Source organism: Amycolatopsis camponoti (assembly GCF_902497555.1).
GTDB lineage: Bacteria > Actinomycetota > Actinomycetes > Mycobacteriales > Pseudonocardiaceae > Amycolatopsis > Amycolatopsis camponoti.
This window is the reverse complement of the sequence record NZ_CABVGP010000002.1, coordinates 278,820-303,048: the sequence shown is the minus strand read 5'-3', so window position 1 is coordinate 303,048 and position 24,229 is coordinate 278,820. Positions and strand designations below refer to the sequence as shown.

General features: G+C 72.8%; 13 protein-coding genes and 1 pseudogene. 6 read left to right on the top strand and 8 right to left on the bottom strand.

Annotated features, from left to right (window positions below):
• Positions 1-12: 12 nt before the first annotated feature.
• The 5 genes from AA23TX_RS22085 to AA23TX_RS22065 form a co-directional block, all read right to left on the bottom strand.
• A complete protein-coding gene (locus AA23TX_RS22085; protein ID WP_155544775.1) occupies positions 13-858 on the bottom strand; it encodes a nucleotide disphospho-sugar-binding domain-containing protein in 846 nt (281 codons plus the stop codon).
• A gap of 98 nt (positions 859-956) precedes the next feature.
• On the bottom strand, positions 957-3,512 hold the full coding sequence (locus tag AA23TX_RS22080) for an ABC transporter permease (RefSeq protein WP_230862657.1): 2,556 nt from the start codon (positions 3,510-3,512) through the stop codon (positions 957-959).
• Positions 3,509-4,276, bottom strand: coding sequence for an ABC transporter ATP-binding protein (locus AA23TX_RS22075; RefSeq protein WP_155544774.1), 768 nt, complete (start codon positions 4,274-4,276; stop codon positions 3,509-3,511). The genes AA23TX_RS22080 and AA23TX_RS22075 overlap by 4 nt, the downstream gene beginning before the upstream one ends.
• A complete protein-coding gene (locus AA23TX_RS22070) occupies positions 4,273-4,509 on the bottom strand; it encodes a hypothetical protein (protein ID WP_155544773.1) in 237 nt (78 codons plus the stop codon). Before AA23TX_RS22070 ends, AA23TX_RS22075 begins: the two co-directional genes overlap by 4 nt.
• A 110-nt stretch (positions 4,510-4,619) precedes the next feature.
• Entirely contained in the window at positions 4,620-5,051 is a 432-nt protein-coding gene (locus AA23TX_RS22065) for a hypothetical protein (protein WP_155544772.1), read from the bottom strand.
• A 76-nt stretch (positions 5,052-5,127) separates the two neighbouring features.
• Here AA23TX_RS22065 and AA23TX_RS22060 point away from each other — a divergent pair, with 76 nt between their 5' ends.
• Positions 5,128-5,853, top strand: coding sequence for a TetR/AcrR family transcriptional regulator (locus tag AA23TX_RS22060; RefSeq protein ID WP_155544771.1), 726 nt, complete (start codon positions 5,128-5,130; stop codon positions 5,851-5,853).
• A 69-nt stretch (positions 5,854-5,922) separates the two neighbouring features.
• Here AA23TX_RS22060 and AA23TX_RS22055 read toward each other — a convergent pair.
• Positions 5,923-16,743 (bottom strand): annotated as a pseudogene (locus AA23TX_RS22055) (SDR family NAD(P)-dependent oxidoreductase); the annotation flags it as partial.
• 292 nt (positions 16,744-17,035) lie between these two features.
• On the opposite strand from AA23TX_RS22055, the gene AA23TX_RS22050 reads away from it, so the two are divergent.
• The 3 genes from AA23TX_RS22050 (at position 17,036) to AA23TX_RS22040 (ending at position 20,083) form a co-directional block, all read left to right on the top strand.
• Positions 17,036-17,719 carry a PIG-L deacetylase family protein gene (locus AA23TX_RS22050; protein WP_155544769.1) on the top strand — a complete coding sequence of 228 codons (684 nt, stop codon included), beginning with the start codon at positions 17,036-17,038 and terminating at the stop codon, positions 17,717-17,719.
• Positions 17,720-17,753: 34 nt separating this feature from the next.
• Positions 17,754-19,046: a nucleotide sugar dehydrogenase gene (locus tag AA23TX_RS22045; RefSeq protein ID WP_155544768.1), complete on the top strand. Its 1,293-nt coding sequence runs from the start codon at positions 17,754-17,756 to the stop codon at positions 19,044-19,046.
• A 74-nt stretch (positions 19,047-19,120) separates the two neighbouring features.
• Positions 19,121-20,083 carry an NAD-dependent epimerase/dehydratase family protein gene (locus tag AA23TX_RS22040; RefSeq protein WP_155544767.1) on the top strand — a complete coding sequence of 321 codons (963 nt, stop codon included), beginning with the start codon at positions 19,121-19,123 and terminating at the stop codon, positions 20,081-20,083.
• 58 nt (positions 20,084-20,141) lie between these two features.
• Here AA23TX_RS22040 and AA23TX_RS22035 read toward each other — a convergent pair whose 3' ends face one another.
• Positions 20,142-20,300: a hypothetical protein gene (locus tag AA23TX_RS22035; protein WP_155544766.1), complete on the bottom strand. Its 159-nt coding sequence runs from the start codon at positions 20,298-20,300 to the stop codon at positions 20,142-20,144.
• Positions 20,297-22,882, bottom strand: a complete 2,586-nt coding sequence (locus AA23TX_RS22030; RefSeq protein WP_155544765.1) for a helix-turn-helix transcriptional regulator — start codon at positions 22,880-22,882, stop codon at positions 20,297-20,299. The genes AA23TX_RS22035 and AA23TX_RS22030 overlap by 4 nt, the downstream gene beginning before the upstream one ends.
• Positions 22,883-23,045: 163 nt before the next feature.
• On the opposite strand from AA23TX_RS22030, the gene AA23TX_RS22025 reads away from it, so the two are divergent.
• Both AA23TX_RS22025 and AA23TX_RS22020 read left to right on the top strand, forming a co-directional pair.
• Positions 23,046-23,813, top strand: a complete 768-nt coding sequence (locus tag AA23TX_RS22025) for a thioesterase II family protein (RefSeq protein WP_338422508.1) — start codon at positions 23,046-23,048, stop codon at positions 23,811-23,813.
• A 117-nt stretch (positions 23,814-23,930) separates the two neighbouring features.
• Complete coding sequence (locus AA23TX_RS22020) at positions 23,931-24,197, top strand: hypothetical protein (RefSeq protein ID WP_230862656.1); 267 nt, start codon at positions 23,931-23,933, stop codon at positions 24,195-24,197.
• The last annotated feature ends 32 nt before the right edge of the window (positions 24,198-24,229 follow it).

The following is a 24,229-nucleotide window of genomic DNA, read 5'->3' as shown; positions in this document are numbered from 1 at the left end:
ACGGCCCCACAATCAGCGGGTCAGCGCGCCGATCAGCTCGCGCGGCGCCGGCAGGCCGGCGATCTCGTCCCGCAACGCGGTCGCCGCGGCACTCAGCGCAGCCAGCTCCGCGACGCCGCCCGCGGACCCCACCAGCCCGGCGCCGACCGCCGCGATGCGAGCGCCGATCGCCGTCTCCGTCAGGGAAAGCTGCGGCACACCGTGCGTCGCCGCCGCGAGGGCGAGGGATGCGTCGCCGTCGTGGATGACCGCTGAGCACGTCGGCAGGAGCGCCGCCGGAGGAGCGGTGTCGACGAGCCGGACGTTGGGCGGCATCGACACGCCCGCGGGGCTCGAATCGGTCGCCCAGACGACCTCGGCCTCGAGACCGCCGACGGCGTCGAACACCGGCCCGGCCAGCGTCGGGTCCGTGAGCGACAGCAGCACGCGGCTGCGCCTTGCCTTGCGGCGCAACCACTCCGGCACCACGACCGGACCGGAATACGGCACGTGCCGGACCGGGCGGACGTTCGAAGAGTCCCGCAGCGACGGCGGCACGGTGTCGAACGTCGTGTCCGCGTCGGAAGAGCCAGGCTCGTCCAGCGGACCCAGCACCCGGACCGTGTCGCCACCGTAAGCAGGGGCCCCCGGGGAGGAGACCACGACGTCGGGCCCCCACAGCTCGGCGAACCCGGTCAGCGCCGCGGACTCCGAGGTGCCGAGGTCGACGGCGACGCAACCCGTGCGAAGGATCTCGTCGACGAACGATGTCCGTCCGGCGATCTTCACGTCGTGGCCGGCGGTCCGCAGTGCCCACGCGAGGGGAACCAGGTTGTGCAGCCGCGCGGGCGACGGCGGGGCGGCCAGGAGTACGCGCATGGGGATCCACTCCAGAAAAGGAAACCGGGCCGGCCCGGTGCGGATAGTCGATTTCGACACTATCCGCACCGGGCCGGCCCGCTAACCCCTATGAATCGCTATTGCCCCGGCAGCGTCACCGCTTCGATCGGGCTGCGCCGCATCGCCAGCCGCGAGGAGAGCGCGGTGACCGGCCAGACGATCAGGAACACCGCGGCGATGACCGCGAGGAACACCCACAGCGGGCCGTCCGGCACGATCGTGCCGGACGAGAGCGCCATGGGAATCACCGTGAACAGTGAGATCCCCGTGCCGAGCACCAGGCCGAGCACGGCGAGGATGCCGCCCTCGATCATCAGCATCGACCGGACCTGTCCCCGCCGCGCACCCGCGAGCCGCTGCACGCCGAACTCGCGACGCCGCGAAAGCACCGCCACGGCGAGCGTGTTCACCGCCGCGATCGCCGCGTACGCGATCGCCAGCACGGCCAGCAGGTAGTGGATCATCGCCTCGATGTCGGCACTGGCCGCGAAGCTTTCGGTGACCGCGTCGGAGTCGCCGACGGTGGCTCCCGGCCAGTTCACCGTCGCCGACGTGACCGCCGAGACGACCGCGGCAGCGTCCTGTCCGTCCGCCGCGCGGACCAGCAGCCGGTTCGCCACGCCCGACGTCGTGTGCGGGGCGAGCAGCGCGGCCGGCAGCACGATGCTGGGGTAGCCCGACGGGCTGTCCAGCAACGCGACGATGCGAACCTTCGCCTGTGCGCCGTCGCCGAGGCGCATGGTGATCTGATCGCCGAGCTTCAGGTCGAGGTCGTCCGCGATGCCTTCGGGCAGCGCCACCGTCTCCCCGGTGAGCTCCCCCAGCGAGCCGGACGTCACCGGCGTCGCCAGCACGCCGTTCGCGTCCCGGACGTCGAGGCCGAGCAGCCGGCCCGGGTCGCTGCCGTTGCCGTCGTAGGGCTCTTCGATCCAGCCCTGGCTGGTCACCAGCGGCGACACCGACCCGACGCCCGGCGCCTGCCGGACGGCGTCGGCCAGCGCGGGCGAGACCGCCCCGGTGCCGCTGGTCACCACCGCGTCGGCCCGCAACTGGTCGGCGTAGGCACCGATGATCGCGTGCTGCTGCGTGGTTTCGGCGTAGACGTTGCCGAGCGCGACCGCGGTGGCCAGCGTGATCGGGGTCAGTACGGCGGCGAACGCCACCGCCCGGGTCCGCGAGTTGATCACCGCGAGCACCGCGTCCCGGCCGCCGACCCGCCGGATCAACGGGCCGAAGCGGGTCGCGACGAACGCCATCAGCTCGGGGCCGATCAGCGCGACGGCGATCGAGCCGGTGAGCACGGCGGGACCGCACACGGCGGAGGCGATGTCGACCGGCATGAACAGGGTCGCGACGGCCAGCAGCACGGTCACCCCGGCGAACACCTTCGCGCCGAAGCGGCGGACGTCGTTCACCTTCGCGGGCGGGATGGACGCCTCGACGAGCGCCTGCAGCGGCCGGGCCCGCGCCGCCGGCAGCGCGGCGAACCACGCGGCGGCGAACGAAATCGCGAGCGAAAGCACGAGACCGCCGCCGAAGGCGATGATCCCCTGCTGGAACTCCAGCTGGGGCGGCAGCATCCCGTTGCCCGTGGTGAAGCTGAAGATCTCCGCGCCGATGAAACGGCCGCCGGCCAGCCCGGCGAGAGCACCCAGCGCCGCCACCACCATCGTCTCGGCGAGCACCATCCGGTGCACCTGACGCGGGGTCGCGCCGGTCGCCCGCAGGAGCGCGAGCTCCTGCTGCCGCTGCCGCACGGTGAGGCTGATCGTCGCCGACACCACCAGCGCCATGACCACCAGGACCATGCCGCCGAACACGCCGGCGAGCAGGATCAGCGGCAGCTGGGCGCCGTCGATGCCGGGGAACTCGGCGGACCCGCGGTCCGCGCCGGTCAGCACGTTCAGCCCGGGCACGCGCTCGGCGATCCGGGCGGCGAGCTCACCGGCGTCCACGCCGTCGGCGGGGAAGATCCCGGCCAGGTCGACCGTGCCGGGGTGCACCGAGAACTGCTGGGCGTCGGCGGGTGAGAAGAACAAGGCGGGGCCGACCGTGTCCGCGTGCGCGATCCCGGTGACCACGAAGTCACGCGGGGGCGCGCCGTTCACGGCGATGCCGACCTGGCCCCCGGTGCCGACTCCCGCGGCCTGGGCCGAAGCCTCGTCGAGCACGACCTGGCCCGGGGTGTGCGGCGGCGCACCGTCCACAAGGGAGTAAGGCGCGAGCGCGGCGGAGTCCCAGCCGTGCCCGGCGAGCGGAGCGTCGGCGCTCTGCGGACCGGACCCGGTGACGACGACCGCGGCGAACGTGGTGTCCGGCACGACCTGCCGCACGCCCGGCACCGACGCGAGCTGGGCCAGCTGCCCGGCCGGAATGCCGGAGCGCTCTCCGTAGGGAACGACCTGCGACTCCTCGTCCGGCAGCTTGAACCCGGCCGAACCGGTCACGACGACCGGCGCGGCCGCCAGCCGCTGCGGCTGGGCGTCGAGCGAGAGCGCCGTTTCGAACAGGCCGCCGCACGCGATCAGCAGCGAGCAGCCGACCAGGACCGCGACGAGCGTCGCCAGCGAGGCGGCCGCGCGGAACCGCAGGCTGGCCAGCGCCATCCGCAGGACCACCCGCCGCGGGCTCACTGCCGCCCCCTCGCCTGCTTGGCCTGGGCACCGAGACGCGCCAGCTCCGCGGCGACCATCTCGACGGCCGGGGTGGCCATCTTGGTCACGATCTGCCCGTCCACCAGGAAGAGCACCTCGTCGGCGAACGACGCGGCGACCGGGTCGTGGGTGACCATGACGATCGTCTGGCCGGCGTCGGCCAGCTCGCGCAGCAGACCGAGCACCTCGAGCGCGGTGGTCGTGTCCAAGGCGCCGGTCGGCTCGTCGGCGAAGGTCACCGCCGAGCGGCCGGCGAGCGCGCGGGCGATCGCCACGCGCTGCTGCTGGCCGCCGGACAGCTCGCCGGGACGGTGCCCGACCCGCTGCGACAGGCCGACCCGCTCGACGACCTGCGCGATCCACGTCCGGTCCGGTTCCTTGCCCGCCAGCAGCATCGGGAGGGTGATGTTCTCCTCGACGTTGAGCGCGGGCATCAGGTTGAAGGACTGGAAAACGAACGCCACGTGCTCGCGGCGCAGTTCGGTCAGCTGGGTCTCGTTGCGGCCCTTGAGGTCGACGCCGACGAGCGTGACGCTGCCCTCGTCGGGCCGGTCGAGCCCGGCGGCGCAGTGCAGCAGGGTGCTCTTGCCGGACCCCGAAGGCCCCATCACGGCGGTGAAGCTGCCGGCGGGGAACTCCACGCTGACCCCGGCGAGCGCGACCACGCCGCTCTCGCCGCGCCCGTACGTCTTCTTCACCGAGTCCAGCCGGACGGGCGAACCGGTGGTCGTCAAGGTAGTCATCCCCGGGCGATCCGTTCGGTCGAGCGGTTGCGGGTCGCGAGGTACCAGGGCACCACGATGACCGCGCCGCCGATCAGCGGCCAGATGAAGAACGGCGAGTGCAGGCTGAGCGTCGCGAAGCACATGATCAGCCAGATCAGCAGGTGAATGCCGGTGCCGGCGAGCCACACGATCGTGACCACCTTGAGGGCCGTGCGCCCCCCGGTCGTGGAACCGTCTGTCGTCTCGGCCATCTCGGCCCCCGATCTCAGGTACGAACAAAACTGTGTATGGATTGCACAGTTTAACGCAGTCCCGCGCCGAGGGGAACCCGGACCCCGGTGACCGGGAACAGGGGTCGCCCCTACTCGCCCAGCCGCATCCGGCGGTCCCGCTCCCGCGTGGACCACAGGCCGAGCACCAGCAGGCCGCCGCCGAGCACCGGCCACAGCACCCACGGCCCGTCCCACTGGCCGTTCGCCATCCCGAGGACCAGGTAGACCACCAGGTTGACCACGCTGACCACGGCCCAGACCGCGAGCCCGACCCGCGGGGCGGCTTCCAGGATGGGCGGCACCGCGGATTCGGACCGGCCGGCGACCGCGCTGTCCAGCGCCGCCTGCGTCGTGGCCAGCCGCACGCGGGCGAGCCTGACCTCGGCGTCGGGGCACCGGCCCTCGGCGCGGTCGTGCTCGATCCGCGTGATGGCGAGCTTGCGATCCAGCTCGGTGACCCGCGTACGCTCCGGCCACAGGAGCCGGCCGACGGCCGTGGCCACCGGCCTGTTCTCGCTCACGTCGCTCGCCCTCCGCCCAAATCAGTGTAAGACTCTCACAGTTTACTGCCGGAGCACTCGCCAGGGAAGACGCACCATGCTGGACAGGGACACCACCCCGGAGCTGCCCCCCGGGATGACACTGGCCTGGGGCGGCACGCCGCCGCCCCGCCGCGGGCCCAAGCCGTCGCACTCGGTGGCGCAGATCGTCGCGGCGGCCGTGGGACTCGCCGACGCCGAGGGCGTGGCGAACGCCTCGCTGCCGAACATCGCCCACGAGGTGGGCGTGACGACCAACGCGCTGTACCGGTACGTGAGCTCCAAGGAGGAGCTGACGGTCCTGCTCGCCGACGCGGGCTGGGGCCCGCCGCCCGAGGGGCTCGCGTCGTCGGGCGACTGGCGTGCCGACGTCCGGGACTGGACGCGGGCGGTGCTCGACCGGCTGCTGAGCCGGACCTGGCTGCTGGACCTGCCGATGCGCGGCGACCCGGTGACCCCGAACCGCCTGGCGTGGACCGAGCTCCTCCTGCGGGCGTGTGCCGCCGCGGGTGTCCGCGGTGAGCACCTGCTCGGCTGCGAAACGATGGTGACGGGGTTCGCCACCGCCGCGGCCGTCCGCCTGGCCACCCCGGCGGCGCCCGCCGAAGCGGCGGCCGTGCGCGACCACCTGGCGCTCCACCTGCCCCGGCACGGGTCGGACGAGCTGGCGGCCCTGGTGTCCGACGGCCGGTACCCGGTCACCGCCGAGGACCGCGAAGCGTTCCTGACGGCCGGGCTCGAGCCCGTGCTGGCCGGCGTGGCCGGGATGGCGAGCATCTTCTGACCCGGGTCTGCCGCGGCTGGTCGTGAGTGAGAAACAGGGTTAGAACACTGTTTCTCACTCACGACCGCGTCAGTCCAGGCCCGCGAGCCAGTCGGCGACCGTGGCCGCCGTGGTCGGGGCGTCGGTGTCGATCAGCGTGAAGTGGTGCCCCTTCGCGATGCGCACGTCGTCCGCGTGCGACCACGTCGTCTGCCAGTTGCGGGCCTCCGCGTCGAACGGCTCCCCGGCGCGGACCAGCAACGACGGCGTCGAGATGCCGCCGATCGCGATGCCGGGCAGCAGGTCCATGTAGCGGGCCATCGCCGTCAGCTTCGCCCGGTCGAACGAGCCGTACTGGGACTCGTTCGCCAGCATGCCCTTCGCCAGGTCCGCCGCGCCGTCGCCGATCGCGTCGTCGCCGTTGATCACGTACGTGTCCAGGAGGACGATGCCCGCCGCCGGGGTTCCGCCGCGTTCCAGGCACTCCGCCACCGCGTGCACCAGGATGCCCGCCGAGGAGTACCCGAGCAGCGCGAACGGCCGGTCGCCCGCGGACTTGCGCAGGCTCTCCGCCAGCACCTCGACGATCGCCTCCGACGTCGCCGGAAGTGCTTCTCCCGGCAGGAAACCGGGCATCGGCACGGCGTGCAGCTCCCGGTCGTCGCCGAAGCCGGCGGCCAGCTTCGCGTACTGGTAGACGCCGCCGGTCGCGACCGGCGTGCTGAAGCAGAACAGCTCGGTCCCGGCCGTGCCTTCCTTCAGCCGCACCGGGGCCGGCAGGCCGTCGATGTCGGCGGGCGAGGTGAACGCCGGCCGGAGGTTGGCCACCGCGGCCAGCATGCTCAGCCCGTCCTCGACGCGACCGGCCCGCACCGCGTCGGCGAAGACGTCCGCCAGCGCGTCGGGTTCCGCGGCCCGCACCGCCACGGCCACGTCACCGTCCAGTTCGGACAGCAGGTGCGCGGCCAGCCCCGCGGGAGTCTGGTGGTCGAAGACGACGGTCGGCGGCAGCCGCAGCCCGGTGTCCTCGTTGAGCCCGTTGCGCAGCTCGACGGCGGTCAGCGAGTCCAAACCGGACTCCAGGAAGTGCCGCTGTGCCTCGATCGCGCTGCCGCCGGCGTAGCCGAGCAGGCCCGCGGTCCGGTCCAGGACGAGGTCGAGCACGGCCCGCTCCCGCCGCAGCGGTTCGAGCCCGGCCAGGCGCTCCTTCAGCGTCGGCCCGCCCGCCGACGCCGTCCGCCGCGTTTGCGGCACCAGTGCCCGGAACGCCGGCGGGACGTCGCCCGCCTCCGAACCGGTGTCGACCTTCATCGGCACCAGCAGGGCCTCCGGCCGGGCGACGGCCGCGTCGAACAGCGCCAATCCTTCCTCTGTGGACAGTGGCGTCAGGCCGGTGCGCGCCATCCGCGTCCGGTCCACTTCGGACAGCCCCGCGGTCGCCTCCCACAGCCCCCAGGCCAGGGACTGCGCGGGCATTCCCTGGGCACGCCGGTGCGCGGCCAGTCCGTCGAGGAAGCTGTTCGCGGCGGCGTACGCGCCCTGGCCGGCGTTGCCCAGGAGCCCGGCGACCGACGAGAACAGCACGAACGCCTTCAGGTTCGACGTCAGCCGGTGCAGGTTGAGCGCCGCGTCGACCTTGGGCCGCAGGACGGCGGCCAGCCGGTCGGGGGTCAGGGACGGCAGCGTCGCATCGTCCACCACGGCCGCCAGGTGCACCACCGCGGTCACCTCGTGCTCAGCAAGCACTTCCTTCAGCGCGTCGGCGTCGGCGGCGTCGCACGCGGCGACCGTGACGTCCGCGCCCAGTTCGGTCAGCTCCTCGACCTGGCCGGGAGCCGCGCCCCGGCGGCTGACGAGCACCAGCTTCCGGACGCCGTGCTCGGTGACCAGGTGCCGCACCAGTTGCGAGCCGAGCGCGCCGGTCGCTCCGGTGACGAGCGTGGTGCCGTCGAACTCCGACGCGGGCCCTTCGGTGGACGGCGCGAGCCGGGTCAGCCGACCGCCGTACGCGACGCCGTTCCGCACGACGAGCTGCGGTTCCCCGGCGGCCACGAGCCGCGGCAGGACGGCCGCCGAACCGGCGTGCGCGTCGATGTCGGCGAGCACGAACCGGCCGGGGTTCTCGGACTGCGCGGAGCGGATCAGGCCCCACACGGCCGCACCGGCCAGATCGGTGACGTCCTCGCCGTCGAGCGCGACCGCGCCGCGGGTGACCACCACCACCGTGGCCTGCGACCCGCTCAGCCGGTCCCGCACCCGGTCGAGCACCCGGGCCAGGGTCTCCGCCACCGAGTCCGAAGTGGGCGGATCCAGGATCTCGACGTCGGCGACCGGACCGGTGGGCACGGGCACTTGCTGCCACGCCCAGCCGTGCAAGGACTTGGGCGGCCGCGTCACCGCGACACCCGTCGCCGCCGCCGCCCGCAGCACGAGCGAACCGACCGAAGCGACCGGGCGGCCCGTCTGGTCCGCCAGTTCGAGGGACACCGAGTCGGCGCCGAGCGGGACGACTCGGACCCGCAGCCGGGACGCGCCCGCCGCGTGCAGTTCGACGCCGGTCCACGCGAACGGCAACCCGCCCGCGACCGTCACGGTGTCGCAGAGGCCGATCGCGTGCAGGGCCGCGTCGAGGACGGCCGGGTGCAGCCCGAACCCGGCAACGGCCTCGGTCGCGACGACCTCGGCGAACACCTCGCCGTCGCGGGTCCAAGCCGCGGACAGGCCCTGGAACGCGGGCCCGTAGCCGAGCCCGGCGGCGGCGAACCCTTCGTACAGCCCGTCCAGGGAAACCGGCTCGGCACCGGCGGGCGGCCAGGCCGTCAGCCCACCCGGCTCCGCATCCGCGGCGGGCGCCAGGACACCAGCGGCGTGCCGGATCCAGGGGTCGTCGCTGTCGGTCTGCGAGTACACCGCGACCGCGCGGTGGCCGGAAGCCGCCGGCTCGTCGACGACGACCTGCAGCCGCACCTTGCCCAGCTCGGGCAGCACCAGCGGCGCTTCCAGGGTCAGCTCGTCGAGCCGCGGGCAGCCGGTCTCGTCGCCGGCCCGCACGGCCAGCTCGACGAATCCCGCGCCGGGGAAGACGATCGTGCCACCGACGGTGTGGTCGGCCAGCCACGGGTGCGTGTGCACCGAGATCTGCCCGGTCAGCACCACCTGCGTCGACCCCGCCACCGCGAGCGCGGCGGAGACCAGCGGGTGCTCGGTCGAATCGAGCCCGGTCGCGGCGAGGTCGCCGGTCGCGTGCAGGGCTTCCATGTCGACGTCCGGCCAGTACCGGCTGCGGTGGAAGGCGTACGGCGGCAGCGCGACGCGCTCGGCGCCGCGGAACAGCTTCGCGCCGGTCAGGCCGAGGCCGTGGGCGAAGAAGCGTCCCGCCGCCAGCTGCGCGCCCCGGACCTCGTCCTGGGTCTTGGCCCGCAGCGCGATCACCACGGCGTCGCGCGGGTCGCCGGCCAGGCAGCCCTGGGTCATCGCGGCGAGGGTGCCGTCGGTGCCCAGCTCGACGTACCGGCCGACTCCGGCGGCTTCGAGGGCGCGGACGCCGTCGAGGAACCGGACGGAGTTCCGGCAGTTGGCCACCCAGTACTCCGGGTCGGCCCACCGCTCCGGATCGATCGCGGTGCCGTCCACTGTGGACACTGCCGGGATCCGGGCGGGTTCGTAAGTCAGTTCTTCGGCGATCTCGCGCAGCTCGTCCAGGATCTCGTCGAGCAGCGGTGAGTGGATCGCCTGGCTGATCACCAGCCGCTTGGTCCGCCGGCCCCGCGCCGTGAAGTGCTCGGCGATCGCGACGACGTCGGACTCGGCACCGGACACCACCAGAGACGTGGGTCCGTTGATCGCCGCGATCCCGCAGGCGGCGGTGAGCAACGGCGTCACCTCGTCCTCGGCGGCTTCCACCGCGACGACGGCACCACCGGACAGCTCCCCCATGAGCTGACCGCGGTGGGCGACCAGCTTGACGGCGTCCTTCAGCGAAAGCACCCCGGAAACGTGGGCCGCGGCGATCTCGCCGACGGAGTGGCCCATCAGCACATCCGGGCGCAGGCCCCACGACTCGACCAGGCGGTAGAGCGCGACCTGCATGGTGAAGAGCGCGGCCTGGGTGAACGCGGTCCGGTCGAGCAGCTGCGCGTCGGCCGAGCCCTCCTCGGCGAACATCACCTGGCGCAGCGACCGGCCGAGGTGGCCGTCGAAGAGCGCACTCGTCTGCGTGAAGGCGTGCTCGAAGACGCCGAACGCGGCGCACAGCTCACGGCCCATGCCGGGCCGCTGGGTGCCCTGGCCGGGGAACAGGAACGCCGTCTTGCCGCCGCGGGCGGTTCCCCGCACGACGATCGGCGAGTCCTCACCCGCGGCCAACGCGGTCAGACCAGCGACGAAGTCGTCTCCGACCACGGCGGCGCGGTAGGGCAACACCGGCTCGCGGACGGCCAGCGAGAACCCCACGTCCAGGGGATCCAGGTCCGGGTGCTCGTCCAGGTGGGTCAGCAGCGCGGCGGCCTGCAGCGGCAGGGCTTCCGGGGTGCGGGCGGTCAGCAGCCACGGCGGGAGCACCGACGGCCGCTCTCCCGCGGCGCGCACCGGCTCGGCCGCTTCGGCCGGCGGGGCCTGCTCCAGGATCACGTGCGCGTTGGTGCCGCTGTAGCCGAAAGCCGACACACCGGCGCGGCGCGGGTGGCCCCGGTCCGGCCACGGGATCGTCTCGGCGAGCAGCCGGACCGCGCCCGCGGACCAGTCGACGTGCGGCGACGGGTCGTCGCCGTGGCGGGTCATCGGCAGCTCGCCGTGGCGCATCGCGAGGATCATCTTGATGACCCCGGCGACGCCGGCCGCGGCCTGCGCGTGGCCGATGTTGGACTTGACGGACCCCAGCCACAGCGGCTCGTCGTCGGACCGGTCGCGGCCGTAGGTGGCGAGCAGGGCGTTGGCTTCGATCGGGTCGCCCAGCGTGGTTCCGGTGCCGTGGCCCTCGACGGCGTCGACGTCGGCCGCGCGAAGGCCGGCGATCTTGAGCGCGCGCTTGATCACGCGCTCCTGCGACGGGCCGTTCGGGGCGGTGAGGCCGTTGGACGCGCCGTCGGAGTTCACCGCGCTCGAGCGGACGACGGCGAGGACCTCGTGCCCGTTGCGCCGGGCGTCGGAGAGCCGTTCGACGACCAGCAGGCCGACGCCCTCGGCCCAGCCCACGCCGTCGGCCGCGGCCGAGTAGGCCTTCGTCCGCCCGTCGGTGGCGGTGCCGCTGTTGTCGAAGTGCACGAACGGTTCCGGCGAGACCAGCGCGGCGACGCCGCCGGCCAGGGCCAGCGAGCAGTCACCCTGGCGCAGGGCCTGGACGGCCAGGTGCAGCGCCACCAGCGAAGACGAGCAGGCGGTGTCGATCGACACCGCGGGCCCCTCGAGCCCGTAGGTGTAGGCGACCCGGCCGGACACGACGCTGCCGAGCGCGCCGGAGCCGCGGAAGAGGCCGTTGTGCTCGACCGTGCCGAGCGGGCCCGGGTCGTAGTCGGACTGCATGACGCCGGCGAACACGCCGGTGTCGGTGCCCTTGAGCGACAACGGGTCGATGCCCGCGGATTCGCATGCCTCCCAGCACGCTTCGAGCAGCATCCGCTGCTGCGGGTCCATCATCACGGCTTCGTTCGGGCTGATGCCGAAGAAGCCGGCGTCGAAGTCGGTGGCACCGGTGACGAACCCGCCGTTGGGCTCCTTGCCCGCCGCGGCCGCCATGCCGAGCCAGTAGTCGAGGTCCCACGAGCGGTCTTCGGGGAACCGCGAAGTGCCGTCGCGGCCGGCCGCGACCAGCTCCCACAGCTCGTCCGGGGTCGTGACGCCGCCGGGGAACCGGCAGGCCATGCCGACGATCGCGATCGGCTCGTCGGTGCTCGCGGTGACTTCTTCGGCCTCGACGGCGTCTTCCAGCTCGCCGAGCAGCGACTCGTGGAGGTGCGCCGCGAGGTCGCCCGCGGTCGGGTAGTCGAAGACGAGCGTCGCGGTCAGGGTCAGGCCGGTGGCCTCGTTGAGCGCGTTGCGCAGCTCGACCGCGGTCAGCGAGTCGAACCCGAGGTCCTTGAACGCGCGGTCGGCGTCGACCAGGTCGGCCGAGCCGTGGCCGAGCACCGCGGCCGAGTGCTGGACCACCAGGTCGAGCAGGTGGCCGAGGCGCTTCTCCGCGGGCAGCCGGATCAGCTTGCCCAGCAGCGAGTCCGCACCCGCCTCGCGGTCGGACACCGTCCGCCGGGACGCAGGGACGAGGCCGCGCAGCAGGTCGGGGACGCCGCCGCCCGCCTCGCGCAGGGCGGGCAGGTCGAGCTTGATCGGGACGTACTCGTCGCCCGCCGCGCCGACCGCGGCGTCGAACAGGGCCAGGCCCTCCTCCACGCCGAAGGCGCCGAGGCCGCGCTTGCCGTGGGTTTCGCCGGCCATGCCGGCCGCCGACTCCCACATGCCCCAGGCGAGCGAGTGCCCCGGCTTGCCCTCGGCGCGGCGCACCGCGGTGAGCGCGTCCAGGAAGGCGTTGGCGGCGGCGTAGTTCGCCTGGCCCGGCGCGCCCAGCACGCCGGCGGCCGAGGAGAACGTGACGAACGCGGTGAGGTCGCCGGCCAGCTCGTGCAGGTGCCAGGCGGCCAGGGCCTTCGGGTCGAAGACGCCGTCGATGCGCTCGGGCGTCATCGAAGCGAGGACACCGTCGTCGAGCACGCCGGCCGCGTGGACGACCGAGGTGACCGGGTACTTCTTCAGCAGGGCACGGACCTTCGCGCGGTTCGCGAGGTCGGCGGCCACGACGGTCGCCTCGGCGCCCAGCTCGGCCAGTTCGGCGACGAGTTCCGCGGCGCCCCCGGCGTCCGGGCCGCGACGGCTGACGAGCACGAGGTCCTTGACCCCGTGCTGCCGCACGAGGTGCTTCGCGACGAGCCTGCCCAGCGCGCCGGTACCGCCGGTGATGAGCACCGTGCCCCACTCCGGGGTATCTCCGGCCTCGGGGGTGGCGCGGACCAGGCGCGGGACCGCGACTTCGGTGCCCGTGACGCGCACGGACGTCTCGTCCGCGGCGGAGATCGCGGCGAGCTGCTCCGGCGTCGCGGTGCCTTCGACGAGCACGATCCGGCCGGGGTTCTCGACCTGCGCCGAGCGGACGAGCCCGGCGACGGCGGCACCGGCCAGGTCGCCGGAGGTCACCACGAGCAGGCGTCCGTCGGCCTCCCGGATCTCCGGCAGTGCACTGTGGACGGCCTTCTTCGCCGCGGCGGCGGTCGTTCCCGGCTTGACCTCGTACACCGAGAAGTCCACTTCGGACGCTTCCGGCAGCGTCGTGGGAACCCAGTCGACGCGGTAGAGGGAGTCGGTGCCACCCGGCTTGGCGCGGGCCGCGGCGAGCTGTTCCTCGCTGATCCGGCGCAGCCCCAGCTGCCCGACGCGGGCGACCGGCGCCCCGGCCGAATCGGCCAGGCGCAGCTCGACCGTCTGGTCGCCGGTCGGGCGGACGTGCACCCGCAGCGAAGCCGCGCCCGCGGCCAGCAGCTCGACGTCGGACCAGGAGTACGGCAGCGTGGTGCCCTCACCGGCAGCCGAGCTGAGCCCGACGGCGTGCAGGGACGCGTCGAAGACCGCGGGGTGCAGGCCGAACGCTTCGGCGCCGAGGCGGTCCTGCTCCGGCAGGGCGACTTCGGCGAAGATGTCGTCGCCGGCCCGCCAAGCCGCGCGCAGGCCCTGGAAGACGGGGCCGTACGCCATGCCGGCCTCCGCCAGCAGGTCGTACATGCCGTCGAGGTCGACGACCTCGGCACCGGCGGGCGGCCACGCGCTCAGGTCGAACGTCGTCCCGGCCGTGGCGGGAGCGAGGGTGCCGTCGGCGTGCCGGGTCCAGCCGGCGGTCACGGCCAGGTCGTCCGGTCGCGAGTGGACGCTGATCGGGCGTGACCCGTCGGCGGCGGGCTTGCCGATCCAGACCTGGATCCGCGCGGCGCCCTTCGCGGGCAGCACCAGCGGGGCGTGCAGGGTCAGGTCGCGGACGCGGCCGCAGCCGGCTTCGTCGCCCGCGCGGACGGCCAGCTCGACGAACGCCGTGCCGGGCAGCAGGATCGCGCCGCCGACGACGTGGTCGTCGAGCCATGGGTGGGTGGTGGCGGAGATCCGGCCGGACAGCACCAGGCCGTCGGCGTCGGCCAGCAGCGTGGCCGCGCCGAGCAGGGGGTGGTCGACCGGGTCGAGGCCGATCGACGAGAGGTCGCCGGACTCCGACGAGACCTCCAGCCAGTACCGCTGGTTCTGGAAGGCGTAGGTCGGCAGGTCCGCCCGGCCCGCGCCGCGGGAGGCGAAGTGCGCGGCCCAGTCCGGGACGACGCCACGGACGTGCAGGTGCGCGAGCGCCGTGGTGAGTGCGACGTCCTCGGGGACGTCCCGGCGCTGCGCCGCGACGGCGACCGCGGTTTCGGCGGACTGCGGGACGGCGGCGGTCAGCGGCGCGTCCGGGCCCAGCTCCAGGAACCGGTTGACGCCCTCGGCGGCCAGCGCGCGGACGGCGTCGGCGAACCGGACCGGCTGCCGGACGTTGCTCACCCAGTACTCGGGGTCGGTCAGCTCGGCGGAGACCTCGGCGCCGGTGACGCTCGAAATGACGGTCAGCTCGGGCCGCGCGTACGTGAGACTCTTCGCCACCGCACGGAACTCGGCGAGCATCGGGTCCATCAGCCGCGAGTGGAACGCGTGCGAGACCTTCAAGCGCGTCGTCCGGCGTCCGGCGTCGACGAACTTGTCGCCGACCGCGACGACCGCGCTTTCGGCACCGGAGATGACGACGGATCGCGGGCCGTTGACGGCGGCGACATCGACCGTCCCTTGTGGATCGTAGGCGGCGACCTCTTCGGGCGTCCCTTCGACGGCGACCATCGCGCCGCCGGTCGGCAGGGCCTGCATCAGCCGTCCGCGAGCGGCGACGAGCTTCGCCGCGTCGGCGAGGGAAAGCACGCCGGCGCAGTGGGCGGCGGCGAGTTCGCCGATGGAGTGGCCGCAGACGGCGTCCGGGACCAGACCCCACGACGCGACGAGCCGGAAGAGCGCGACCTCGAAGGCGAACAGGGCGGCTTGGGTGTTCCCGGTCTGCGACAGGGCGTCCGCGTCGGTGTCGATCACTTCGCGGATCGGGCGGTCGAGGTGCTGGTCCAGCTCGGCGCAGGCCTCGGCGTACGCCTGCGCGAACACCGGGTACTTCGCGCCGAGGACCGCGCCCATGCCGGATCGCTGGGAACCCTGGCCGGAGAACAGGAACGCGGTGTTCGTCTCACCGCGGGCGACGCCGGTCAACGCGCCCGGCTCGCCGTCCGCGAACCCGCGCAGCGCCGTGAGCAGCTCGGCACGGTCGCTCGCCACGAAAGCGGCGCGGTGGTCGAGGTGCGTGCGCCCGGCGGCCAGCGTGCGAGCGACGTCGAGCAGTTCGGCGGGGTTCTCGTCGAGGGCCGTGAGCAGCCGCTCGGCCTGCGCGCGCAGCGCCTGCGGCGTCCGGCCGGACAGGACGAACGGGATCGCGGCGTCGTCACGCGGGGTCTCTTCGATGTCCTCGGGGTCCGGGGCCTCTTCGAGGATGACGTGGGCGTTGGTGCCGCTCAGGCCGAAGCACGAAACGGCGCCGCGGCGCGGGTGGCCGTTGCGCTCCCACGGCCGTCGCTCGGTGAGCAGCTCGACCTGCCCGGCGCTCCAGTCGACCTGCCGGGTCGGCTGGTCGACGTGCAGCGTCTGCGGCAGCACCTCGTTGTTCAACGCCAGCACGATCTTCAGCACGCCGGCGACGCCGGACGCGGCCTGCGTGTGGCCGACGTTCGACTTCACCGAACCCAGCCACAGCGGCGAGTTCTCGGGGCGGCCCTGACCGTAGGTGGCGAGCAGCGCGCCCGCCTCGATCGGGTCGCCGAGCTTGGTGGCGGTGCCGTGCGCCTCGACGACGTCGACCTCGTCCGGGCTGACCCGGGCGTTGGCGAGGGCCTGGCGGATCACGCGCTGCTGGGCGGGACCGTTGGGCGCGGTCATGCCGTTGGACGCGCCGTCCTGGTTGATCGCGGTGCCGCGCACGATGGCGAGGACCGGGTGACCGTTGCGTCGGGCGTCGGAAAGCTTTTCCACCAGCAGCATCCCGCAGCCCTCGGACCAGCCGGTGCCGTCGGCGGAGTCGGCGAAGGCGCGGCAGCGGGCACTGCGGGCGAGCGTGCCGTCGAGGCTGAACTCGACGAAGGTGCGCGGCGTCGACATCACCGAAACGCCGCCCGCGAGGGCGAGCGAGCACTCGCCGGAGCGCAGCGCCTGCACGGCCATGTGCAGCGCGACGAGCGACGACGAGCACGCCGTGTCGATGGTGACGGCGGGCCCTTCCAGGCCGAAGGTGTAGGCGAGCCGGCCGGAGATGACACCGGAAGAGCCGTAGCTGCCCTGGTAGTTGTGGTACATCGTGCCGGCGAAGACGCCGGTGGGGCTGCCCTTCACCGAATGCGGCGCGATGCCCGCGCGTTCGAAGGCCTCCCAGGAGGTTTCCAGCAGGAGCCGTTGCTGCGGGTCCATGAGCAGCGCTTCGCGCGGGCTGATGCCGAAGAGGTCGGCGTCGAAGTCCAGGGCGTCGTGGAGGAAACCGCCTTCGCGGACGTAGCTCGAGCCCGTGCGCTCGCCGGTCGGGTCGTAGAGCCGGTCCAGGTCCCAGCCGCGGTTCGCGGGGAACTCGCCGATCGCGTCGACGCCGCCGTCGAGGATCCGCCAGAGTTCCTCCGGGGTCGTGGCGCCGCCCGGGAACCGGCAGGCCATGCCGATGATCGCGATCGGTTCCCGCGCGGCTTCGGTGAGCCGCCGGTTCTTCTCGCGCAGCCGTTCGCTCTCCTTGAGGGAGGCACGGAGCGCACCGACCAGCTTGTCTTCGGAGTTGCCCACGAGTCCTCTTTCCTTCCACGTCGCCTGCGCTGGAAAGGGGGATCGCGCACCCCCACAGCAATACGGCTGACGATACGAGCGCACCGCGGGCGCACCCACCCCTAATGGCCCCGGATGACACGGTGATCGCGCCCCTAAGCCGGGCGTCCGCCGCCCCGCCAAGGTCCGCTTTAGACGGTCTTTAGGGGTTGTCGGTCGCGACCGGCGGATGTCAGATTTCTGCGAAGACACTTCCGCTGCTCGTGATGCCGTGCGACGGCACTTCCATCAGCACCGAGACTGGGGATCCGCTATGCACAGGAAAATAAGCAAGCTGCTGGTCGTGGGAGCGCACGGCGACGACGAGACCCTCGGCGCGGGCGGCACCATCGCCCGGCTCGCCGACGAGGGCGTGACGATCTCGCTCTGCATCCTCACCAACGACGACGGCTCGCGCTCGGCGAACGGGGCCGGGGTCGTCAACCGCACCGCCGCGATCGAGCTGGCCGCGAAGACGCTCGGCATCGAACGCGTGCGCATCCACGAGTTCGGGGACAACCGCCTCGACACCGTCAGCCACCTCGAGCTGAACCGGACGGTGGAGAACGAGGTCCGGGACTTCGAGCCCGACACGATCCTCACCACCAGCATGTGCGACCTGAGCACCGACCACGCGCTGGTCAGCCGGGCCGCCCGGGTCGCGGGCCGGCCGGGCAAGGGCAGCGTGCAGGAGGTGCGGACGTTCGAGATCCGCTCCGCCACCGACGTCGGCGAGGCGTCCGGGCTCCCGGTCACCTTCCGCCCCAACTGCTGGCAGCGCCTCGAGGAGACGCACATCGAGCGCAAGGTCGAAGCGCTGCGCGCGTACGGCAAGGAACTCGAGCCGTGGCCCCACCCGCGCAGCGAGCGGGGTGTGCGCGCCCTGGCCGAATACCGCGGCTCGCAGATCTCCACCGAGCTCGCCGAAGCTTTCGAAATCGTCCGGGTCGTGTACTGACCCCTTCCACCGTGCAAGAGACGGGTGAACCACAATGACGAGTACTGTCGCCGAACACGAAATCCTGGCCGAGCTGAACGAACTGACCTCCGTCGCGGTGATCGGGATGGGGTACGTCGGTCTGCCGACCGCCCTGGGCCTGCACGAGAGCGGTGTCGGGATCATCGGCATCGACCTTTCGCAGAACCGCCTCGACGCGATCCGCTCCGGCGAGGTCGACCTGATCGAGGCCGACCACCGCCGGCTGGAGAAAGCCGTGCACCAGGAGGACTTCCAGCTCACCGCCGACCTCGCGCGGATGGCCGAGGCCGACGCGGTGCTGGTGTGCGTGCCGACCGGGCTGGACGAGTACCTGATGCCCGACCTCGGCCCGCTCGAGAGCGCCTGCGCGGCGTTGATCGCGCACGCCCGGGTCGGCCAGACGCTGATCCTCACCTCCACCAGCTACGTCGGCACCGCCGGCCGGTTGCTGGTGAAGCCGCTGGTCGCCAAGGGGTTCAAGATCGGCCGCGACATCTTCGTCGCGTCCAGCCCCGAGCGCATCGACCCCGGCAACGTCACGCACACGCAGCAGGAGACCCCGCGTGTCCTGGGCGGCGTGACGCCGGCGTGCACCGCGATGGCGCAGCGCGTCGTCAACCTGCTGACCCCGGCGGTGCACTGCGTCAGCTCCGCCGAGGTCGCCGAGCTGACGAAGCTCTACGAGAACACCTTCCGCGCGGTGAACATCGCACTGGCCAACGAGTTCGCGGAGATCAGCGACGGCTTCTCGATCGACCCGATCGAGGTGATCGACGCCGCGGCGAGCAAGCCGTACGGCTTCATGGCCTTCCACCCCGGCCCGGGCGTCGGCGGGCACTGCATCCCCTGCGACCCGCACTACCTGCTCTGGCAGCTGCGCGCGACGCAGCACAACGCGCCGCTCGTCACGCAGGCCATGCACGCCATCGCCGAACGTCCCAAGCAGGTCGTCGAGCGCATCGGCAACACTCTGTCCCGCAACGGGAAGGGCCTGGCCGGCACGCGCGTGCTGGTCGTCGGCGTGACGTACAAGCCCGGCGTCCAGGACGTCCGGTCGTCGTCCGCTTTGGACATCATCGACCTGCTGGCGGCGAAGGGCGCGAAGGTCGGTTACCACGACCCGCTCGTGTCGACCATCCGCGTCACCGGCGGCCAGCTGGACAACGTCGCCGAGCCGGACGGTGAAGACTGGGACGTCGCGCTGATCCACACCATCCAGCCCGGCCACGGGTACGACTGGCTCGGCGAGTGCCCGCTCGTCATCGACGCCACCTACCGCTTCGACCCTTCGCTCTTCGCGAACTGAATCTTCCGGGGCTCCGCCCCAGGCCGGGGCTCCGCCACCCGGAACCCCCCAAAGACATTGAGAGGACACCCGACGTGCGTTACCTCATCACCGGCGGCGCCGGCTTCATCGGCTCCCACCTGACCGAGCACCTCCTGGAGCGCGGCCACGAGGTCGTCGCGCTCGACAACCTCAGCACCGGCACGCTCGACAACCTGGCCGGCGTGCGCGACCACCACGGCTTCCGCTTCGTGCGCGGCTCGGTGACCGACCCTTCGGCGGTCGAGGCGTGCATGGCCGGCATCGACGCGATCTTCCACCTCGCGGCCGCGGTCGGCGTCTTCACCATCCTCGACAAGACGATGGAAAGCCTGCGCACCAACCTGCACGGCACCGAGACCATGCTGGACGCGGCGCTGCAGCACGACGTGCCGATCCTGGTCGCGTCCACCAGCGAGATCTACGGCAAGAACGCCGCCGACGGCCTCACCGAGGACGCCGACCGGATCATCGGCTCGCCGCTGAAGAACCGCTGGTCCTACGCCGAGGCCAAGGCGCTGGACGAGACGTTCGCGTACCTGTACGCGGTCGAGCACGGCCTCCGCACGGTGATCGTCCGCCCGTTCAACACGGTCGGCCCCCGCCAGACGGGCCGTTACGGCATGGTCATCCCCCGCTTCGTGAAGCAGGCACTGGCCGGCGAACCGATCACGGTCTTCGGCGACGGCCAGCAGACGCGCTGCTTCTGCCACGTCCACGACGTCGTCCCGGCGCTGGTGGCGCTGCTGTCCGACGAATCCGCGTACAGCAACGTGTTCAACCTCGGCAGCACCGAGCAGACGACGATCGCCCAGCTCGCCGAGCGCGTGATCTCGGCGACCGGCTCGGCGAGCACGATCGCGAAGGTGCCGTACGAGGAGGCGTACGGCGACGGGTACGAGGACATGCAGCGCCGCATCCCGAACTGCGAGAAGGCGTTGGGGCAGATCGGGTTCTCCCCGACCCGCACGCTGGACGACATCATCGCCGCGGTGGTGGCGGACCAGCGCGGTTCCTGAGCCGCGTCTGCGCGAAGCCGTGAAGGCCACCATGGATCCCATGGTGGCCTTCACGGCTTTACCGCTTTGCCGGGCCCAGCTTCCGGTACACCGTCTCCAAAACCCCCGCCGCGTCCTCTGGCCGCACCCCCAGCACCTCCGCGATCGCCTCGATGCCCGTCGCGTCCGCGGCCAGCTCGGCGACCCGCAGCTCGGCCTCGGTCAGCAGCACGTTCACTGTCCGCCCTCGGCGTCGGCGAACTCGCCGGCCAGCGCGGCCCGGCCGGCCACGCCCAGCTTGCGGTACACCCGGGTCAGGTGCTGCTCCACCGTGCTCACCGTGATGTACAGCGTCTCCGCGATCTGCCGGTTCGTCCGGCCCTCCACGGCCAGCTCGGCCACCCGCAGCTCCGCCTCGCTCAGCACGGACGCCGACGGCGACGCCGGCTCGGGGCGCGCCACCGGGCGGGGAACCGCCGGCCGGGACCGGCCCTGGCGCGGCACGTGCACCGCTTTCACCAGGCTTCCCGCTCGCTCCGCGCGCTGGCTCAGGTGGTTGATCGTGCGCATCGTCTTCGCCAGCTCCAGCCGGTCGCCGGACGCCTTGAACGCCTCCGCCGCCCGGTTCAGCAGCCCCGGGCGGGCCGCCGCGTCGCCGGCCAGGGCCAGCACCCGCAGCGCGGACCCGCGCGAGTACGCGTCCACCGGGCCGGCCAGTGACTGCCGGGCCAGCTCGACGGCGATGGCCGTGTTGCCCAGCCCGAGGTTCGCCTCCGCGAGGTCGGCCTGCCACGGCAGGACCGCCGGCAGCTCCAGGTCCTGCTCGTGCAGGATCCGGCGGCACTGCTGCAGGTCGCTCACGGCCGCGAGGCCACGGTTGGTCGCCAGGTGGAAGTGCCCGCGGGCCCGCAGGTACCGGACGCCGCCCAGGGTCCCCCACGCCGCGTCCGGCAGCGGGTGCCGCAGGATCGCCGCCGCGTCCTTGAACGCCCCGGCCGCGGTGTGCGCGATCAGCAGCGTGGCCAGCGGGTAGCTGATCGCGACGCCCCAGTTCGGCGCGTCCAGCATGCCCAGCGCCCGGGTCCCGAGGTCGACGGCGCCGGGGACGTCGCCCCGCCGCAGCCGCAGGCTCGCGCCGATCGCGTCGAGCATCGCCTTCCACGTGATCGCGCCCCGGTATTCGGCTTCCTCGCTGAGCGAGGTGCACCAGCCTTCGGCGCGGTCGGCCTTGTCGTCGTGGGCCAGCGCGAGGATCGCCGTCGCCAGCGCCTCCAGCGAGGTGTCGGAAAGCCGGCAGTTCTGCAGGATCCGTTCCGCGCACGCCGACGTCGTCTCGGTGCCCCCGGTGCGCCACATCGCGGCCAGCGAGGTGGCCGTGTGCAGCCAGGGATCGCCGGGCTCGGCCGTCGTCGTCGAGACGCCGTAGTGCCAGTAGCCGGCGAGGACGAGCTCGGCCGAGGTCCGCGGGTCGAGCGGTTCGACGTCGTGCTCGAGCGCGGCGAACGAGCGCTCGAAGGTGTCCCGGTCGCCGAGCCACAGCGACTGCCGGGCGAGCCCGATCCGGTCGGAGGAGTCCAGCGAACCCGCCTCGCGCAGCGATCTCAGGTGCGGCGCGGCGGCCGCCGGGTTGACGCGCCAGGTGATCTTGGCGAGCAGCTGGGAGATCGTCTGCTGCTCCCAGCGCGCCGTCGAGACCGACGCGGCGAGCTTGAGGCAGCGGGTGGCGAAGTCGATGTCGTCGCCGAGCATCACCTGCTCCGCCGCCGCGACAAGCACCGGCAGCGCCCAGTCGGCCTCGGCCTCCCCGGCCGCGACGAGGTGCCGGGCGACTTCGGCGGGGCTCAGCCCGCGGGCGTGCTTGACTTCGGCGGCCCGGACGTGCAGCCGGACCTTCTCCGGCCCGCGCAGCCCGCACACCACCGCGGCGGCGGCCGGCGGCCGGAACCGGAAGCCCGCGACCAGCCCCGCCTCGGCGAGCCGCCCGGTGGACGTCTCGGCCTCCAGCGGGTCGACCCCGGCGACGATGGCGACGGCCTCGGTGGTGACGTCGCTGTCCAGCACCGCGATCGCGGTCGCGACCTCGCGGAGCGGCGAGCCGTAGCGGTGCAGCAGCCGCTGGACGGCCTCGGAGTACGCCGAGCCGGTGTCCGCGCTGCCGCGGTGGGCGTCGACGAGCGCCCGGACCAGCAGCGGGTTCCCGGCGCTCAGCTCGTGGATCCGCTCCGGCAGCCCTTCCCCTTCCACCAGCTCCGCGATGGCCTGGACCGACAACGGCGTCAGCTCGACGTGCCGGTGCGGCAGCGAGGTGAACGGCGAATCGGCGTACGACCCGTCGGTGTGGTTGAGGACCAGCAGCAACGCCGCGGAGGGCGCCCGTCGCTGCAGGCGGAGCAGGAGCCGCGCCGAGGTCTCGTCCACGTGGTGGAGGTCGTCGACCGCCACCAGCACCGCGCGTTCGCGGGCCAGCCGGTGGATCGCGCTGCACAGCGCGGCGATCCGTTCATCCGTGTCGGCGCCGTCCCCGCCGGCCGGGAGGCCGGTCAGTGACGGCGGCAGCAGCGGGCTCGCCAGCAGCTGGTCGATCACGCCACCGTCCACGCCACGCTCGTCGGCGGCTCCGGCCGCGGCGAGCGTGACGATGCCCAGCTCTTTGGCCCGCACCACCACCTGGTGCTGCAAGTGTGTCTTCCCGCTGGCCGGTCCCCCACCGACCAGCACCGTTTCTCCTGTGCCGGCGTCGCATTCGATCAACAGGTCCTCGAGAAAAGCCAAGGCCCCCTGCGGATTTTCGCGGCGGTTCTGCCCCCAGATCGCGCCCATCGCAAGCTCCTCGAAGCAGGCGGTTGTCTTCCTGCCCCTACGACGTTCGCAGCAGGCGCCTAAGCAGGGCCAACCGCAACCTAAAGTCACCCAACGGAGTGAATCGCACACAGTTTCGGTAGGGGTTGCCAGAGCGGGGAAAGCCCCGAACACTTCGGAAACTGTGACAGCCCTGAACGAAAGAACGAGCCGGTGGATCCGGCGCTTCCACGTGGCCGACGACGCCGCCGTGCGGCTGGTCTGCCTGCCGCACGCGGGTGGGTCCGCGACGGCGTACTTCCCGTTCTCGCGCGCGGCCGCCGGAGCCGGGCTGGACGCCGACATCGTCGCCGTCCAGTACCCCGGCCGTCAGGACCGCCTCGGCGAAGCTTGTTACGACGACGTCGACGCCATGGCCGACGCGATCGCCGACGACCTCGGCCCGTGGTTCGACCGGCCCGTGGCGCTCTTCGGCCACAGCATGGGCGCGACGCTCGGCTACGAGGTCGCCCGCCGTCTCGAAGCGCGGGGCGCGCGGCCGCTGGGCCTGTTCGCGTCCGCCTGCCGGGCGCCGTCCGCCCAGCGGATCGAGTACGTCCACCAGCGCGACGACGACGGCCTGATCGCGGCCATCCGGGAGCTCAGCGGCACCGACAGCGCCGTGCTGGGCGACGACGAGCTGCTGCGCATGGTGCTGCCGGCGATCCGCGGCGACTACACGGCGGTGGAGACGTACCGGCACCGCCCGGGACGTGAGCTGGAGTGCCCGATCCACGTGCTGGTGGGCGACGACGACCCGGTGACGGAGATCGCCGAGGCGGACGCCTGGCGCGCCCACACGACCGGCGAGTGCGTCGTGGAGGTGTTCCCCGGTGGGCACTTCTACCTGAACGCGCAGCTGGCGGGCGTCCTGGCCAGTGTCAAGGCCCGGCTGGGTGACTGGATCCCCTAGGGGGTGGGGTGAGGAAACCCCAGGCGGAGTTCAGGTGCGGACCCCATGGTCCGGGAGGGCCCGGTCCGCGAAACTTGGTACATCGAGAAAACGACCCGCCCCTCGGAGGTAGTCATGATGGCGATCCAGACCGTTCCCGGCGTCACCCAGCGGATGCTCCCCAACGGCCACCTCCGGCTGAGCTGCCGCAACACGAGCCGCCAGGTCGAGTGCGAGCCCGTGGCGGCGGCGATGTGGATCGCCCTGAAGCAGCACAACGGAGACGTGGACCGCGCCAGCGCGGTGCTGGCGGCGCTGTGGGAGACCGACGTCGAGGAGACGCGGTACGACATGATGCTGCTGGCGGGTTCCCTGTGCTCCCTGGGGCTGCTCGCCGAGGTGTGACGGGCTTGAGAAGAGGCGGTGCACGGCTCGGG

Bases quoted from the DNA above. Each gene is read 5' to 3' on its own strand.
- AA23TX_RS22020 (WP_230862656.1), top strand. From the start codon at position 23,931: ATGGCGATCCAGACCGTTCCCGGCGTCACCCAGCGGATGCTCCCCAAC.
- AA23TX_RS22060 (WP_155544771.1), top strand. From the start codon at position 5,128: ATGCTGGACAGGGACACCACCCCGGAGCTGCCCCCCGGGATGACACTG.
- AA23TX_RS22075 (WP_155544774.1), bottom strand. From the start codon at position 4,276: ATGACTACCTTGACGACCACCGGTTCGCCCGTCCGGCTGGACTCGGTG.
- AA23TX_RS22070 (WP_155544773.1), bottom strand. From the start codon at position 4,509: ATGGCCGAGACGACAGACGGTTCCACGACCGGGGGGCGCACGGCCCTC.
- AA23TX_RS22085 (WP_155544775.1), bottom strand. From the start codon at position 858: ATGCGCGTACTCCTGGCCGCCCCGCCGTCGCCCGCGCGGCTGCACAAC.
- AA23TX_RS22050 (WP_155544769.1), top strand. From the start codon at position 17,036: ATGCACAGGAAAATAAGCAAGCTGCTGGTCGTGGGAGCGCACGGCGAC.
- AA23TX_RS22045 (WP_155544768.1), top strand. From the start codon at position 17,754: ATGACGAGTACTGTCGCCGAACACGAAATCCTGGCCGAGCTGAACGAA.
- AA23TX_RS22030 (WP_155544765.1), bottom strand. From the start codon at position 22,882: ATGGGCGCGATCTGGGGGCAGAACCGCCGCGAAAATCCGCAGGGGGCC.